The 15,298-nt window shown below is 68.6% G+C and carries 11 protein-coding genes; 3 read left to right on the top strand and 8 right to left on the bottom strand.

The window, feature by feature from the left end:
• Nucleotides 1-4: 4 nt before the first annotated feature.
• Nucleotides 5-757 carry a DUF4191 domain-containing protein gene (locus BLW81_RS17980; protein ID WP_083408345.1) on the top strand — a complete coding sequence of 251 codons (753 nt, stop codon included), beginning with the start codon at nt 5-7 and terminating at the stop codon, nt 755-757.
• Between the two features lie 33 nt (nt 758-790).
• On the opposite strand, the gene BLW81_RS17975 is transcribed toward BLW81_RS17980, so the two are convergent.
• Complete coding sequence (locus BLW81_RS17975) at nt 791-1,273, bottom strand: RDD family protein (protein WP_083408344.1); 483 nt, start codon at nt 1,271-1,273, stop codon at nt 791-793.
• A 149-nt stretch (nt 1,274-1,422) separates the two neighbouring features.
• Here BLW81_RS17975 and glnA (BLW81_RS17970) point away from each other — a divergent pair, with 149 nt between their 5' ends.
• Together glnA (BLW81_RS17970) and BLW81_RS17965 are read left to right on the top strand one after the other, a co-directional pair.
• On the top strand, nt 1,423-2,859 hold the full coding sequence (gene glnA / locus BLW81_RS17970) for a type I glutamate--ammonia ligase (RefSeq protein ID WP_083408343.1): 1,437 nt from the start codon (nt 1,423-1,425) through the stop codon (nt 2,857-2,859).
• A 74-nt stretch (nt 2,860-2,933) separates the two neighbouring features.
• Entirely contained in the window at nt 2,934-3,458 is a 525-nt protein-coding gene (locus BLW81_RS17965) for a DoxX family protein (RefSeq protein ID WP_083408342.1), read from the top strand.
• Nucleotides 3,459-3,471: 13 nt separating this feature from the next.
• On the opposite strand, the gene BLW81_RS17960 is transcribed toward BLW81_RS17965, so the two are convergent.
• From BLW81_RS17960 to BLW81_RS17930, 7 genes are all read right to left on the bottom strand, one after another.
• Nucleotides 3,472-6,087, bottom strand: coding sequence for an Ig-like domain-containing protein (locus BLW81_RS17960; protein ID WP_083408341.1), 2,616 nt, complete (start codon nt 6,085-6,087; stop codon nt 3,472-3,474).
• Between the two features lie 169 nt (nt 6,088-6,256).
• Nucleotides 6,257-7,117, bottom strand: coding sequence for a TIGR03619 family F420-dependent LLM class oxidoreductase (locus tag BLW81_RS17955; protein WP_083408340.1), 861 nt, complete (start codon nt 7,115-7,117; stop codon nt 6,257-6,259).
• Nucleotides 7,114-7,746: a PaaI family thioesterase gene (locus BLW81_RS17950; protein ID WP_083408339.1), complete on the bottom strand. Its 633-nt coding sequence runs from the start codon at nt 7,744-7,746 to the stop codon at nt 7,114-7,116. The genes BLW81_RS17955 and BLW81_RS17950 overlap by 4 nt, the downstream gene beginning before the upstream one ends.
• A 10-nt stretch (nt 7,747-7,756) precedes the next feature.
• Nucleotides 7,757-10,717 (bottom strand): bifunctional [glutamine synthetase] adenylyltransferase/[glutamine synthetase]-adenylyl-L-tyrosine phosphorylase, encoded by a 2,961-nt coding sequence (locus BLW81_RS17945; protein ID WP_083408338.1) that lies wholly within the window; start codon nt 10,715-10,717, stop codon nt 7,757-7,759.
• 25 nt (nt 10,718-10,742) lie between these two features.
• On the bottom strand, nt 10,743-12,083 hold the full coding sequence (glnA, locus tag BLW81_RS17940; protein WP_083408337.1) for a type I glutamate--ammonia ligase: 1,341 nt from the start codon (nt 12,081-12,083) through the stop codon (nt 10,743-10,745).
• A gap of 51 nt (nt 12,084-12,134) precedes the next feature.
• Nucleotides 12,135-13,673, bottom strand: a complete 1,539-nt coding sequence (locus BLW81_RS17935; protein WP_083408336.1) for an alpha/beta hydrolase — start codon at nt 13,671-13,673, stop codon at nt 12,135-12,137.
• 71 nt (nt 13,674-13,744) lie between these two features.
• Nucleotides 13,745-15,256: an alpha/beta hydrolase gene (locus BLW81_RS17930; protein WP_197680327.1), complete on the bottom strand. Its 1,512-nt coding sequence runs from the start codon at nt 15,254-15,256 to the stop codon at nt 13,745-13,747.
• Between the last annotated feature and the right edge of the window lie 42 nt (nt 15,257-15,298).

The raw sequence follows: 15,298 nt of genomic DNA, 5'->3' as shown, positions 1-15,298 counted from the left end.
ACCCATGGCGAAGACCCGCAACCCCGAGGCCGTCAAGGCCGCCAAGGCTGAGGCGAAGGCGGCCCGCAAGGCGGCCTCCAAGCAACGCCGCAGCCAGTTGTGGCAGGCGTTTCAGATTCAGCGCAAAGAGGACAAGCGGCTACTGCCGTATATGATCGCGGCGTTCGTGCTGGTCGTCGCGGCATCGGTGGTGCTGGGGCTGTTCGCCGGCGGGTTCACCACGTACCTGATGATCCCGCTGGGCATCGTGCTGGGTGCGCTGGTCGCGTTCATCATCTTCGGGCGCCGCGCGCAGAAGTCGGTCTACCGCAAGGCGGAGGGCCAGACCGGTGCGGCGGCGTGGGCGCTGGACAATCTGCGGGGCAAGTGGCGGGTCACGCCCGGCGTCGCGGCGACCGGGCACTTCGACGCCGTGCACCGCGTGATCGGCAGGCCGGGCGTGATCTTCGTCGGCGAGGGCGCGCCGTCGCGGGTGAAGCCGCTGCTGGCTCAGGAGAAGAAGCGCACCGCGCGGCTGGTCGGCGACACCCCGATCTACGACGTGATCATCGGCAACGGTGAGGGCGAGGTGCCATTGGCCAAGCTCGAACGCCACCTCAACAAGCTGCCCGCCAACATCACCGTCAAGCAGCTCGACGCGCTCGAGTCGCGGCTGGCCGCGCTGGGGACGAAGGTGGGACCGGCGGCGATGCCCAAGGGCCCGCTGCCGACGCAGGCCAAGATGCGCGGCGTGCAGCGCACGGTCCGCCGCCGCTGACCTCCCCTTCTTGTCGCGCCAGGGCGGAGAAAGTTAGCGCCGGACCACCGCGGTGTTGGTGAAGCGGTCCTGGTAGCCGCGGAAGTCGCGGTCGGTGAACAGCGCGGGGATGACGAAGAACACCAGCACGCCGCGCACCGTGGCGCGGCCGATCCCGACGTGCTGGCGGTGGTCGACGGACGCGACGCGCAGGCCCAGCGCCCACTGCCCGGGGGTGAAGCCGAACAGCCGCACCGAGACGATGCCGAGCAGAAGCCACACCGCCGCGATCGACGTCGATCCCAGCGAGGTGTACAGGAACATCTCCCGACTGATCGCCCCGACGGCCACCGTGAGCGAGGTCAGCCCGTAGGCGATGAACCAGTCGATCAGCAGAGCCGCGATGCGTCGGCCGAACCTGGCCACCGACCCGGGACCGGTCTCTGGCAAACCGAGGCGTTTCCCGGGGTAGTCGTCTGGTCCGGCGTCACTGGTCGGATCCGGACCCGACAGCCAGGACCCCAACGTTCGCGCCATAGTGACAGGATAGGCGGGACGCGAGGTGGCTCTTCGGCCCCCGCTCCAGCCGAGATTGCGTAACGTCGGCGCAACATACGGTTGACGGCCGTGCAACATCGTGTCCTTAGCGTCAACGCGCGGGTTATCAAACTAAGGAGAGAACTTCAGTGGCAGAAAAGACGGCCGACGACATTCTCAAGCAGATCAAGGACGAGGAAGTCGAATACGTCGACATCCGATTCTGCGACCTGCCCGGCGTCGTACAGCACTTCTCGATCCCGGCTTCGGCCTTCACCCAGGACGTCTTCGAGGACGGTCTGGCCTTCGACGGCTCCTCGGTTCGCGGCTTCCAGTCGATCCACGAATCCGACATGATGCTGCTGCCGGATCCCGAGACCGCTCGCATCGACCCGTTCCGCGCCGCCAAGACGCTGAACATGAACTTCTTCGTGCACGATCCGTTCACCCGTGAGGCCTACTCGCGCGACCCGCGCAACGTGGCCCGCAAGGCGGAGAACTACCTGGCCAGCACCGGCATCGCCGACACCGCGTACTTCGGCGCCGAGGCCGAGTTCTACATCTTCGACTCGGTGACCTTCGACTCCCGCATCAACGGCACCTTCTACGAGGTGGACTCCGAGTCCGGCTGGTGGAACACCGGTGAGCCGCTGGAAGCCGACGGCAGCCCCAACCGCGGCTACAAGGTGCGCCCCAAGGGCGGCTACTTCCCGGTCGCGCCGTATGACCACTACGTCGACCTGCGCGACCAGATGGCGACCAACCTGCAGAACGCGGGCTTCGTGCTCGAGCGCGGTCACCACGAGGTCGGCACCGCCGGCCAGGCCGAGATCAACTACAAGTTCAACACGATGCTGCACGCGGCCGACGACGTGCTGCTGTTCAAGTACATCATCAAGAACACCGCGTGGCAGGCCGGCAAGACCGTGACCTTCATGCCCAAGCCGCTGTTCGGTGACAACGGCTCCGGTATGCACGCGCACCAGTCGCTGTGGAAGGACGGCCAGCCGCTGTTCCACGACGAGTCCGGTTACGCCGGCCTGTCGGATCTGGCCCGCCACTACATCGGCGGCATCCTGCACCACGCGCCGTCGCTGCTGGCGTTCACCAACCCGACGGTGAACTCCTACAAGCGGCTGGTGCCGGGCTACGAGGCGCCGATCAACCTGGTGTACAGCCAGCGCAACCGCTCGGCGTGTGTGCGTATCCCGATCACCGGCAACAACCCGAAGGCCAAGCGACTCGAGTTCCGCTGCCCGGACAGCTCGGGCAACCCGTACCTGGCGTTCGCGGCGATGCTGATGGCCGGCATCGACGGGATCAAGAAGAAGATCGAGCCGCTGACGCCGGTCGACAAGGACCTCTACGAGCTGCCGCCGGAGGAGGCCGCCAACATTCCGCAGGCGCCGACCTCGCTGTCGGCGGTCATCGACAAGCTCGAAGAGGACCACGACTACCTCACCGAGGGCGGGGTGTTCACCGAGGATCTGATCGAGACCTGGATCTCCTACAAGCGGGAGAACGAGATCATGCCGATCCAGATCCGTCCGCATCCGTACGAGGTCGCGCTGTACTACGACGTGTAGACACGAGGCGACGCTTCGGGCCGGGTGGAGTCAACTCCCCCGGCCCGAAGTGTCTGTCGGCGTAAGGTTTGTCCATGACGACCTTCGACGCTCGCCTCGCCAGTTATTCGTCACCGATTCTGAGTCTGTTCCGGATCATCGCGGGACTGATGTTCACACTGCACGGCACCATGAAGCTGTTCGGTTGGCCGATCGGGGAGGCCGTGCCGGCCGGCACCTGGCCGGTCTGGTGGGCCGGCATCATCGAGCTGGTCGCCGGCCTGCTGATCACCGTCGGATTGTTCACGCGCATAGCGGCTTTCATCGCCTCCGGCGAGATGGCGGTGGCCTACTTCTGGATGCACTGGCCGCCCCTGGACGGTCCGCCTGCGAGCTTCTGGCCGATGGAGAACGGCGGCGAGGTCGTGCTGCTGTACTGCTTCGGCTTCCTCGCGATCGCGGCGTTGGGTGCGGGTGCCTGGTCGGTCGACGCTCGGCGGCGCGGTGGCGTTGGTCGTTCGGCGCCCGGTCGGGTGGTGTCCGGGACCGCGGCGCCCGCCGGTTACGCGACCGGCCAGCCGGTCCGGCGCGGGGGGCTGTTCAGCCGGTTCCGGCGCTAGGCGCCCGCGACGATCAGACCTCGTCCCGCACGAACTCCAGCGGCACGACGGTGCCCTTGCTGAAGTTGGTGACGAACAGCCGGGCGCCGTCCGGGCTGGCCGCAATGACGTTGAACACCTGGCCCAACGCCGCGGTCGGATCAGCGTCGAACACCAGGCCCTGCACGCCCGCCGCCTCATCGAGATCGAGGACCTGCTGATTGACGGTGTCGATCACGTAGACCGTTCCCCGGCCCGCGTCCACGACGTAAGCAAGGCTCTTGTCGGGACTGAAGGCGACATTGACCGGCAAGTTCCCGGCGGGCAGGGTCGCGACGATGACGGGATTGTCGGGGTCTCGCACATCGATCACGTTGACCGAACCGGTGATCGGCGCGATGTCGCCGCCCACCACCGTCGGGTCGAAGTCGTTCATCGTCAGCACGGGAACGTAGACGTACTCGCCGTCGCTCGATGCGAAGTAGCCGTAGTCGCCCTGCAGCGGAAGCGGATCGCCGATCACTTCGTTGATCGTCGTATCGATCGTGATGATCTCCCCGGAGTACCTGAAATTGGTGACCTCGAAGGTCGAACTGTTCTGCGTGTAGCTCTGGGTATCACGAACCACATACATCCGCGAACCGTCGGCGTTGAATGCGGCGCTGAGCGGGAACTGGCCGGAGACTGTTCGTGTTCCGTCGCCGTTGTTAACGACCGTCGGCGGGTCAGCGACGATAATCTCGTCGACAACGGTGTGGTAAGTGCCTGAATTCGTCGGGTCGGTGTCTACGACGTAGATCTTCCCTAACTGCTGGTTGATCAGGTAGACCGTGTTGCCGTCTGGACTCGCGACGGGAACGACAGCGGCGTACTCATCAAGCTCTATCGGCGCGAGAACCGCGTTGTCATCGGATTCATCGGTCGTGTCTTCGCCGTCGATGTCGATGACCTGCACTGAACCGCCGGCGGCGATGTACAGGCGGTCGCCGGCCTGAGTGAGTAGCAGCGCGGACCCGTCGACCGGAATCTCCTCGATCACCTGCAAGTAGTCCACAGGGTGGTTCGGGTCCGCTCCGATCACGGTCAGCGTTGGAGAGTTGCCCGTGTATACATTCGAATTCAGTACGTACGCGTAGCGGTCGGTCACCACGGTGCCGGCTGGATAACTGTCTGCGGGATCCTCGGCCGCGGGACTGGTCACGATCGGAGTGCCGGTGACGAAGCGGCCCGCCGGGATGTCGGGCAGGTTCACGACATAGTCCGGTGCCTCTGCGGCCGCCGCGAACGACGCCGACCGCATGGCGAACATCTGCACCGTCTGCGGCGCCTCGGCCGTGGTGACCTGCAGTCCGACCGAATCGGTGGTGTCCAGGCCGAGCGCCGCGCGCAGCATGCCCGCCTGCGTCGGCGTGAGGGTGAGCTCGTACTCGCCGGTTTCCTCGTTGTAGGACTCTTCGTAGGTGTAGTACTTCGGCTCGAAGCCCGGTGCGATCGTGACGTCGGTGACCTTGGCAGGGTCGAAATTCAGTGTCTGCTCGACGGTTCCGTCATCCTGCTGGGTCGGCGGCTGCGGATTTTCGGGCTGCGTAGGGTCGTCGTCGCCGGACTCGATGGCGACCTCGGTCGTCGCGGTCTTGCGGTTGAATCCGAACAGCCCGCCCGGGTCGCTGGCGGTCAGTGTGATGACGTCGTCGCCGTCGAAGTCCTCGCCGGGCGTGTACCGGAAGGTGTTCGCGCCGGTCTTTTCGATCGTGCCCTCTAACCCGCCGGTCGCACTGAACGTCAATGCGTCACCGTCGGGATCGGTGGCCTGGGCGTCGTCGCCCTCGGTGTCCACCGTGATGGTGAACGTGCCGTCGGCGTTCTCGTCGACCTGCGCGCCCGTGATCACCGGCGCCTGGTTGGAGAACGTGCGGGTGAACGTCTCGAACTGCCGTCGCGCCCAGGCCAACACACCCAGCAGCAACGGGTTCTCACCCGGGGCGCCCGACCCGCCGCCGACGAACGCGCTCAGCACGTCACCCACGATGCGCAGCGGCAGCGCGACGAGCGCGGCGATCGGATTCGGTGCGGCAGCCGTCGGCGCCTGCAGCGCGAATGAATCCACCTCGGGCTTCGACGGCGCATCCTCGGTGTCGACCAGAGTCCGGGCGGTCACGAAGCCGGCCTCTTCGACGACAGGTCCGTCCGCCTCGGCAAAGTTCGAAACCGGTTGTGGCCGTGGTTCGTCGACCTGTTGCGGCGCCACCGGGTCCCTCGTCGGGACCGGCGCGGACTCGTTCTTGGTCGCGACGACGGTCTGCTCCCGGGGTACCTCTGCCAGAGGTTCTTCTGCTTCCTCGTCCTCGAGAACCTCGCCGTCAACCGGATCCTCATCGTGGGTCGAGGTGTCGATGGTGGTGGCGGCGACGTTCATGTCGGGCGGACTGCCCACCGGCCCGGGCTCACCGGAGGGTTCGGTGCCGTTCGGCTCCGACGGCGGCGCCTCGACACCGGGCGCGATCGGATCAGCCGCCGCCGTTGTGCCGGTGGTCGACGGCTCCGACTCGTCCTGCGCGAGGGCGATACCGGGATGGGTGGCGACAGCGGCGCCGACCCCCAGCGCCACGGCCAATGCCCCGACCCGACCGATGTACTGGGCGTGCTTCATGTGTGTCCTCCCCCGCCCAGCGACGACCACCGTGGCGCTGCAGACCACGCTAGGTCGCCGACCGCGAGCAGGAATCGGGAGTTTCCCTACCGTTGCCCCCAGTTTCAGCAACGACGACGTAGGGTCCCCGCGCCGCCAACAAGATCAGAAAACAACGGGTTTCGCGCGCTCAGCGATCCAGCCTGAGGTCTTTGCGGAACCGCTTCATCCCATCGATCTTCTCCGCGAGCGTGGCCTGCGGGCCGGCATAGAACATCCACGGCATGGTGATGATCCCGTCGATCCCGCCGGCCTCGGCGCGCTCGTAGTGCTCGGGGGTGAACGCGTCGGTGAGCGGCGTGATGACGGTGAAGTCGTCCATCGTCAGCCCGTTGTCGGCGCGCAGCTGACGTAGCGTGGCGATGCGCTCCAACGCCCGGTCGGTGGTGATCAGGTCGCCGATCCAGCCGTCGTGGCGGGCGGCGCGGCGCAGCGCGATATCGGACAACCCGCCGACGTACACCGGGATCGGCGGCGGCGACGGCTCCATCTCCAGCCGCGGCGTCTGATAGAACTCGCCGTCGAACTCCGTGTAGCCCGGCTGCCACAGTTCCTTCATCAGCACCAGCATCTCGTCGGTGCGCTTGCCGCGCCGCGCGAACTGCTGACCCATCAGCTCGAACTCATCGCGACACCAGCCGACACCGACACCCAGCTCCACTCGGCCGTCGGCCAACACCGCCGCGGTGCCGATCGATTTCGCCGCCGAGTACGGGTCGCGCATCGCGGGCAGGTACACGGTGGTGACGAACCGCACCCGCGACGTCACCAGCGCGAGCGCGCCGATCAGCACCCACGGATCGGGCCAGTCGGTGAACGGCTCCCACCGCCGGCGCCCGTCCTTGGTGTACGGATACGGCGTCTTGAGTGTCTCCAAGTTGACGACGTGATCGGGCACGCCCAATCCCTCGTAACCGAGATCATCTGCCGCCTTGGCGATTTCGACGACCTCGCGGGTGTCGAGGAACGCCAGGCTGACGTAGAGCCTCATCCGGCATCCCGCGCCCACGCCGGCCGGATGAACACGCCCTCGGCCTCGACCGTCGCGCCGTCGGCGTCTTTGAGATAGCCGCGCGCGAACGTCTTGACCCCCTCGGTGCGCTCCACGAACGCCTCGGCGCGCAGCGGACCCAGCGGGGTGCCGCGCAGATACCGCAACGAGATCGTGCCGGTGAACTTCGGCTGGGTGAGACCCTCGCTGGCCGCCTCGCCGAGCAGGTGGTCGAGCACCAGCGCGCAGATGCCGCCGTGCACCCAGCCCGGTGGTCCCTCGTAGGCCCCGCTGAGTGTGAACTCGCTCCAGCAGCTGCCGTCGTCCTCGTGGTGGATCACCATCGGCGGAGCGATCGCGTTGCGCAGTCCCACAGCGGGATTGGCCCACGCCAACGGGCGGCCGGTGTTCTCGTGCACCAGCGGCACGCTCGCGCGCTGTTCGGTCTCCAGCAGCGCGGTGACCGCCTCGATCTTCGTCCGCGCCTCAGCGGCCGCGTCGGCGCCGACATCGGTGTGCAGGCTCGCGTAGATCAGTCTGCGGACCGCCTCGGTCAGCGGCTCGTAGAGCGCGCGCTGCCGCTGGTACTCGTCCTCGGTGATCATGTCGAACCCGAAATCCATGCTCATTGGCTGCGTCTCATTCCCCGAAAACCTTTCGCACCACCGCTTTTGCGCGGCGCGTCACCCTGAGGTAGTTGTCCAGGAACTCGCCGCCGTCGTCGTTGTCCCAGCCGGCGGCCACCGCGACCGCGTTGAGCTGGCGGCCGGGTCCGGGCAGTTGGTCGGTCGGCTTGCCGCGCACCAGCACCAGCGCGTTGCGGGCGCGGGTGGCCGTCAGCCACGCCTGTCGCAGCAGTTCTACGTCGCCCTCGGCGATCAGCTCGGCGGCGCCGATCGCATTGAGCGACTGCAGTGTCGACGTGTTGTGCAGCGCGGGCACCTTGTCTGCGTGCCGCAGTTGCAGCAGCTGCACCGTCCACTCGATGTCGGCCAAGCCGCCGCGGCCGAGCTTGGTGTGCGTGTTCGGGTCGGCGCCCCGCGGCAGCCGCTCGGCGTCGACGCGGGCCTTGATCCGCCGGATCTCGCGCACCGCCTCGGCCGACACCCCACCCGTCGGGTAGCGCGTCTTGTCGATCATCAACAGGAACCGCTCGCCGAGGTCGAGGTCACCGGCCACCCGGTGCGCCCGCAGCAGCGCCTGCACCTCCCACGTCTGCGCGTACCGCGCGTAGTAGGCCTCGTAGGACGCCAGCGTCCGGACCAGCGGCCCGTTGCGGCCCTCGGGCCGCAGGTTCGCGTCGACCTCCAGCGGCGGATCGGCGCTCGGCGTGCCGAGCAGCGAGCGCACCTGTTCGGCGACCGTCACCGACCACTTCACGGCGGCCGATTCCTCAACGCCCGCTTCGGGTTCGCACACGAACATCACGTCGGCGTCGGAGCCGTAGCCCAGTTCGCCGCCGCCCAACCGGCCCATGCCGATCACCGCGATCTTGGCCAGCGGCCCGCGGTCGGTGGTGTTGGCGCGGATCACCGCCTCCAGCGCCGCCTGCAGCACCGCCACCCACACCGACGTCAGCGCCCGGCACACCTCGGTGACCTCGAGCATGCCGAGCAGGTCGGCCGAGGCGATCCTGGCCAGTTCGCGGCGCCGCAGGGTGCGCGCCGCGGCGATGGCCCGCTGCGGGTCGGCGTGCCGCCCCGCCGAGGCGACCAACGCCCGTGCCACCCCGTCGGGTTCGGAGTCGAGCAGCTTGGGCCCGTTGGGCCCATCGGCGTAGGCCTGGATCACCTCGGGCGCGCGCATCAGCAGATCCGGGACGTAGGCCGACGTGCCCAGCACCCGCATCAGCCGTTTGGCGACGGCGCTCTCGTCGCGCAGCGTCGCCAGATACCAGCGTTGTTCGGACAGCGCGTCGCTGATCCGGCGGTACGACAGCAACCCGGCGTCGGGATCGGGTGTGTCGGACAGCCAGTTCAGCAGCGTCGGCAACAGCACCTGCTGCACGCGGCCGCGGCGGGCGCTGGTGCTCGTCAGCGCGCGCAGATGCGTCAGGGCGCTCTGCGGGCCCTCGTACCCCAGCGCGGCCAGCTGCCGTTCGGCGGCCTGGGTCGTCATTCCGTCCGAAAGCTCAACGGCCGCTTGACCGACCGACTCTAGCAGCGGCTGGTAGAACAACTTCTCGTGCAGCCGCGACACGCGCAGGCTCTGCCGTTTGAGTTCCTCGCGCAGCACACCCAGCGCGTCGTGACGTCCGTCGGGGCGCATGTGCGCGGCGCGGGCCAGCCAGCGCAGCGCCTCGTCGTCGTCCTCGTCGGGCAGCAGATGGGTGCGCACCAGCCGCTGCAGCTGCAGCCGGTGTTCGAGCAGTCGCAGAAACTCGTACGACGCGGTCAGGTTCGCGGCGTCGTCGCGGCCGATGTAGCCGCGCTCGCCCAGCGCGGCCAGCGCGTCGACCGTCGACGCGACGTGCAGCGCCTCGTCGTTGCGGCCGTGCACCAACTGCAGCAGCTGCACGGCGAACTCGACGTCCCGCAGGCCGCCGGTGCCCAGCTTGAGTTCCCGTGACCGCTGACCCGCGGGCACGAGTTCCTCGACGCGCCTGCGCATCGCCTGCACCTCGGACACGAAATCCTCACGCTCACAGGCGGTCCACACCATCGGCATGAGCGCCTCGATGTAGGCGCGGCCGAGTTCGGGGTCGCCAGCGGCCGGCCTGGCCTTCATCAGCGCCTGGAACTCCCAGGTCTTGGCCCACCGCTGGTAGTAGGCGACATGCGAGTCCAGCGTGCGCACCAGCTGGCCGTGCTTGCCTTCGGGCCGCAGCGCCGCGTCGACTTCGAAGAACGCGTCGGCGGCGAACCGCATCAGCTCCCCGGCCACCCGGATCGCGATCGCGTCGGCGTTCTCGGCGACGAAGATGACGTCGACGTCGCTGACGTAATTCAGTTCGCGCGCACCGCATTTGCCCATCGCGATGACCGCGATTCGCGGCGGGTTGTCGCCACCGGCGGCCTTGACCGCGATGTGCAGGGCGGCGGCCAGCGCGGCGTCGGCGAGGTCAGACAGGTGCGCGCCGACGGTGGGGAACGACAGCACCGGTTCGTTCTCGACCGTGGGTGCCAGGTCGAGGCCGGCCAGCACCAGCAGCCGGTCGCGGTAGAGCTTGCGCAGCGGCAGCAGCGCGGCCGTCTTGTCGGGGGCCTCGTCGGCCAGTGCGACGAACTGCTCCCGCAGCGCGTCGGCGTCGGGCAAGCGCACGTCGCCGGCGAGCAGCCGCCAGTCCTGCGGATGCGCGACGAGGTGATCGCCGAGCGCCATCGACGCGCCGAACACCCCGAACATCCGTCCGCGCAGCCCGCGGTCGGTGAGCAGCTTGCGGTTGAGCTCGCCCCAGTCGGCGTCCAACGCCTCGGCGAGGCGCACCGTCGTGCGCAGGGCGGCGTCGGCGTCGGGAGCCCGCGACAGCGACCACAGCAGCTCGACGTGTTCGTCGGTGTTCCAGCCGAGCCGGTCGAGGTCCGCGGGCGCCGAGGGTTCGACCAGCCCGAGCCGACCTACGCTGGGCAGCTTCGGGCGCTGCGTCGCAGGTTTGGCCACCCTAGAAAGGTAGCGCGAGCCCCGCTTACAGAGACAGGTAGGCCTTCAGCTCGAACGGCGTGACGTGGCTGCGGTAGTTCTCCCACTCGGCACGCTTGTTGCGCAGGAAGTAGTCGAACACGTGCTCGCCCAACGCTTCCGCGACGAGTTCGGAATCCTCCATCTCGCTCAGCGCGACGCCGAGGCTGCCCGGCAGCTCCTTGTAGCCCATCGCGCGGCGCTCCTCGGGCGTGAGCGTCCAGACGTTGTCCTCGGCCTCGGGGCCCAGCACGTAGTTCTTCTCGATGCCGCGCAGGCCGGCGGCCAGCAGCACCGCGAACGTGAGGTAGGGGTTGCACGCCGAGTCCGGGCTGCGCACCTCGACCCGTCTCGACGACGCCTTCCGCGGGGTGTACATCGGCACCCGCACCAGCGCCGACCGGTTGGCCGCGCCCCACGACGCCGCCGTCGGCGCCTCGCCGCCGTGCACCAGCCGCTTGTAGGAGTTCACCCACTGGTTGGTGACGGCGCTGATCTCGTTGGCGTGTTCGAGAATCCCCGCGGTGAACGACTTGGCGACATCGGAGAGCTGCAGCGGATCGTCGGCGCTGTGGAAGGCGTTGGTCTCGCCCTCGAACAGGCTCATGTGCGTGTGCATCGCGGAACCGGGATGTTCGGCGAACGGTTTGGGCATGAACGACGCGCGCACGCCGTCGCCCAGCGCCACCTCTTTGACCAGGTACCGGAACGTCATCACGTTGTCGGCCATCGACAGCGCGTCGGCGTAGCGCAGGTCGATCTCCTGCTGGCCCGGCGCGCCCTCGTGGTGGCTGAACTCGACCGAGATGCCCATCTGCTCGAGCGCCTCGATGGCGTGCCTGCGGAAGTTGGGCGCCGAGTCGTGCACGGCCTGATCGAAGTAGCCACCGTTGTCCGCGGGTTGCGGCGGGGTGCCGTCGTCCTCGCCGGGCTTGAGCAAGAAGAACTCGATCTCGGGGTGCACGTAGCAGGAGAACCCGAGATCGCTGGCCTTGGCCAGTTGGCGGCGCAGCACGTGGCGCGAGTCCGCCCACGACGGCGACCCGTCGGGCATGGTGATGTCGCAGAACATCCGTGCCGAATGGTGCCTACCGGAGCCGTCGGCCCACGGCAGCACCTGGAACGTCGACGGATCGGGCCGGGCCACCATGTCGGCTTCGGAGACGCGGGCGAAGCCTTCGATCGCCGAACCGTCGAAGCCGATGCCCTCCTCGAAGGCGCCCTCGAGTTCGGCCGGGGCGATCGCGACCGACTTCAGGTATCCGAGCACGTCGGTGAACCACAACCGGACGAAGCGGATGTCGCGTTCCTCCAGCGTGCGCAGCACGAATTCCTTCTGCCGATCCATGAGCGCAGCGTAGGCACCGGCTGTTAATTCTGTGTTACACGGCGGCTGCGATTAACACCGCAGGCCGTCCGCCGGCGGCGCCAGGTCGACCAGGAAGTCGACCGCCGCGGTGTCCACGCAGGCGTCGCCGTTGAACACCACGGTGTGCTGGGTGCCCTCGAAGGTGATCAGCGGCGCGCCCATCTGGCGGGCCAGGTCGACGCCGGCCTGGTACGGCGTGGCCGGGTCGCCGGTCGTGGAGACGACGACGACCTTGCCCGGCCCCGGGGAGGACGCCGGGTGCGGCGCCGACGTCGGCGGCACCGGCCACATCGTGCACACCTCGCGCGGAGCGAAGCCGGTGAACGCGCCATAGGACAAGAACGGCGCGGCCTCGCGCGCACGCCGGTCCGCCTCCGCCCAGGCCGCGGCGTCGGCCGGGTACGGCGTGTCCACGCAGCCGATCGCGGTGAACGCGTCCTGCTGGTTGGTGTAGTGCCCGCTCACGTCGCGGCCCTGGTATTCGTCGGCCAGCAGCAGCAGGTCGCCGGCGTCCGTGCCGCGCTGCAAGCCGAGCAGCCCGCTGGTGAGGAACTTCCAGTAGCGCTGCGAGTAGAGCGCGTTGACGGTTCCGGTGATCGCGTCCTGGTAGCTCAGCCCGCGCGGGTCGGAGGTGGGGCCGGGCCGCTGCACCAGCGGGTCCACCAGGTGGTGATAGCGCGTCACGAAGTGCGCCGGATCGGTGCCCAGCGGGCATCCCGTCGAGCGGGCGCAGTCGGCGGCGTAGGCGTCGAACGCCTTCTGGAATCCGGCGACCTGGCGGATGCGGTGCTCGATCGGGTCGAGGCCGGGATCGATCGCGCCGTCGAGCACCATCGCCCGCACCCGGTCCGGGTACTGCTCGGCGTAGGCGGCGCCGAGTTCGGTGCCGTACGAGTAGCCCAGATAGGTGAGCTGGTGTTCGCCGAGCGCGGCGCGCACCATGTCGAGGTCGCGCGCCGCGGTGGCCGTGCCGACGCTCGCGAGGAAGTCGGCGCCCATCCGGTCGGCGCACGCCTGCGCGAACTGCCGGTAGACCTCTTCGATGTGGGCGACGCCGGCGGGACTGTAGTCGGCCAGCGGTTCGCGGCGGTAGGCGTCGAACTCGGCGTCGGTGCGGCAGCGCAGTTCGGGTGTGGAGTGCCCGACGCCGCGCGGGTCGACCCCGACGAGGTCGAAGCGCTCGGCGATCTCGCTGCCCGCCAGCGCGGCGCCCATCTCGGCGACGGTGTCGACGGCCGAGGCACCGGGTCCGCCGGGGTTGACCATCAGCACGCCGATGCGGTCGCCGGTCGCGGGAATCTGAATGACCGCCAGGTTCGCTTGCGCCCCTTGCGGATTGGCTGCGTCCCAGTCGACGGGCACGGCGACCGAACCGCACTGTGCGGTCGGCACGGTCCGGGCTTTCTCGGCGCCGATCATCCGGTCGCAGCTACTCCACGCGGGCGGCTGCCCGAACAGCTGCTGGCTTGATTCGCCCTCCGGCGTCGCCGCAGCGTGGGGCGGCGCGACGACGGCAATCGCCGTCAGCGCACACACCATCGACCCCACCCGCCGCCACATGGCTGACATGGTTACACGCCGACGGGCGCCGATCGCCTGCCGCGACCCAACGGTGATCAGGCTGTGACGGCGCGGTGGTTCTACGAGCAGCGCGTGTCCGGCGGAGGCACCTGCACGTCGACGAGATAGCGCGCGGCGATGTCGTCGATGCACGTGTTGCCCTGGAAGACGACGGTGTGCTGGGTGCCCTCGAAGGTCACCAGCGTCCCGCCGAGTTGGCGGGCCAGGTCGACGCCCGCCTGGTACGGCGTGGCCGGATCGTTGGTCGTCGACACCACCAGCGTCGGCGGCAGCCCGTCCACCTTGATCTCGTGCGGTTCGCTGGTGGGCGGCACCGGCCAGAACGCGCAGGTGCCCAGCGGGGCGTGCCCGGTGAACTCGCCGTAGCTCATGAACGGGGCGGCCTCGCGGGCCCGGCGGTCCTCCTCGACGACCTTGGCCCGGTCGGTCACCGGCGGCTTGTCCACGCAGTTGATCGCGACCCGCGCGTCGGTGGAGTTGTTGTAGTGACCTTCCTCGTCGCGACCCATGTACAGGTCGGCCAACGCGAGCATGGTGTCGCCGCGGCCCTGCTTCATCTCCGAAAGCCCCTGCGACAGATGGCGCCACAGGTTCGGCGAGTACAGCGGCAGGATCGTGCCGACCACCGCGTCCGAATAGCTCAGCCCGCGCGGGTCGCGGGTCTTGAGCGGTGCGTCGACCAGCGGGTCGACCAGGCTGTGGTAGACGTCGTTGGCCTTGGCCGGGTCGGTACCCAGCGGACACGACGGGGACTGCGCGCAGTCGGCGGCGAAGTCGTTGAACGCGGTCTGGAACGCGGCGGCCTGGCGGATGTTGGCCTCGGTCGGGTCGGCGTTCGGGTCGACCGCGCCGTCGAGGACCATCGCGCGCACCTTGTCGGGGAACGTCTCGGCGTAGGTGGCACCGATCCGGGTGCCGTAGGAGTAGCCGAGGTAGGTGAGTTTCTCGTCGCCGACGGCCTGCCGGATCGCGTCGAGATCTTTGGCCACGTTGACGGTTCCGACGTTGGCGAGGAACTCCTTGCCCATCTTGTCCTCGCAGCGCTGGACGAACTCCTTGGTCTCCTTTTCGATCTCGGCGACGCCCTCTTCGGAGTAGTCGACCTGGGGCTCGGCCCGCAACCGGTCGTTGTCGGCGTCGGAGTTGCACCACAGCGCGGGGGTGGAGTTCGCGACACCGCGCGGGTCGAAGCCGACGAGGTCGAAGCGCTCACGCACCGACGGGGGCAGCGAGCCGACCAGGTTCGCCGCGGCCTCCACGCCCGACTCCCCCGGCCCGCCCGGGTTGATGACCAGCGAGCCGATCTTGTCGCCGGTAGCCGGGAACCGGATCATCGCGAGCCGGGCAACGTCGCCGTCGGGGTCGTCGTAGTCCACCGGCACCGACAGCATCCCGCACTCGGCGCCCGCCGGGACCCGCGACTCGTCGGGCGACTTGGTCTGGCACTTGGTCCACTCGATCGGGCTGCCGGGCGGGGGCACCGCAACGACCGCGCGTCCGTCGACCATATTGCTGCACCCGCTGACGGTGAGCAGCACCGTGGCCGCGAGGACCCCGATCTTGGCGTTCATGGCTCCACATGCTGCCATGACCGGGCATCGGCCCTGGCTAGG

The organism is Mycolicibacterium rutilum (assembly GCF_900108565.1).
Lineage (GTDB): Bacteria > Actinomycetota > Actinomycetes > Mycobacteriales > Mycobacteriaceae > Mycobacterium > Mycobacterium rutilum.
The sequence above is the reverse complement of the archived record's forward strand: the minus strand, read 5'-3'. Positions and strand labels throughout refer to the sequence as shown.

What these genes read in the sequence shown, in the direction of transcription:
- BLW81_RS17930 (WP_197680327.1), bottom strand. Translation starts at nt 15,256, where the DNA reads ATGAACGCCAAGATCGGGGTCCTCGCGGCCACGGTGCTGCTCACCGTC.
- glnA (WP_083408337.1), bottom strand. Translation starts at nt 12,083, where the DNA reads ATGGATCGGCAGAAGGAATTCGTGCTGCGCACGCTGGAGGAACGCGAC.
- BLW81_RS17960 (WP_083408341.1), bottom strand. Translation starts at nt 6,087, where the DNA reads ATGAAGCACGCCCAGTACATCGGTCGGGTCGGGGCATTGGCCGTGGCG.
- BLW81_RS17955 (WP_083408340.1), bottom strand. Translation starts at nt 7,117, where the DNA reads ATGAGGCTCTACGTCAGCCTGGCGTTCCTCGACACCCGCGAGGTCGTC.
- BLW81_RS17950 (WP_083408339.1), bottom strand. Translation starts at nt 7,746, where the DNA reads ATGAGCATGGATTTCGGGTTCGACATGATCACCGAGGACGAGTACCAG.
- BLW81_RS17980 (WP_083408345.1), top strand. Translation starts at nt 5, where the DNA reads ATGGCGAAGACCCGCAACCCCGAGGCCGTCAAGGCCGCCAAGGCTGAG.
- BLW81_RS17975 (WP_083408344.1), bottom strand. Translation starts at nt 1,273, where the DNA reads ATGGCGCGAACGTTGGGGTCCTGGCTGTCGGGTCCGGATCCGACCAGT.
- BLW81_RS17935 (WP_083408336.1), bottom strand. Translation starts at nt 13,673, where the DNA reads ATGTCAGCCATGTGGCGGCGGGTGGGGTCGATGGTGTGTGCGCTGACG.
- BLW81_RS17965 (WP_083408342.1), top strand. Translation starts at nt 2,934, where the DNA reads ATGACGACCTTCGACGCTCGCCTCGCCAGTTATTCGTCACCGATTCTG.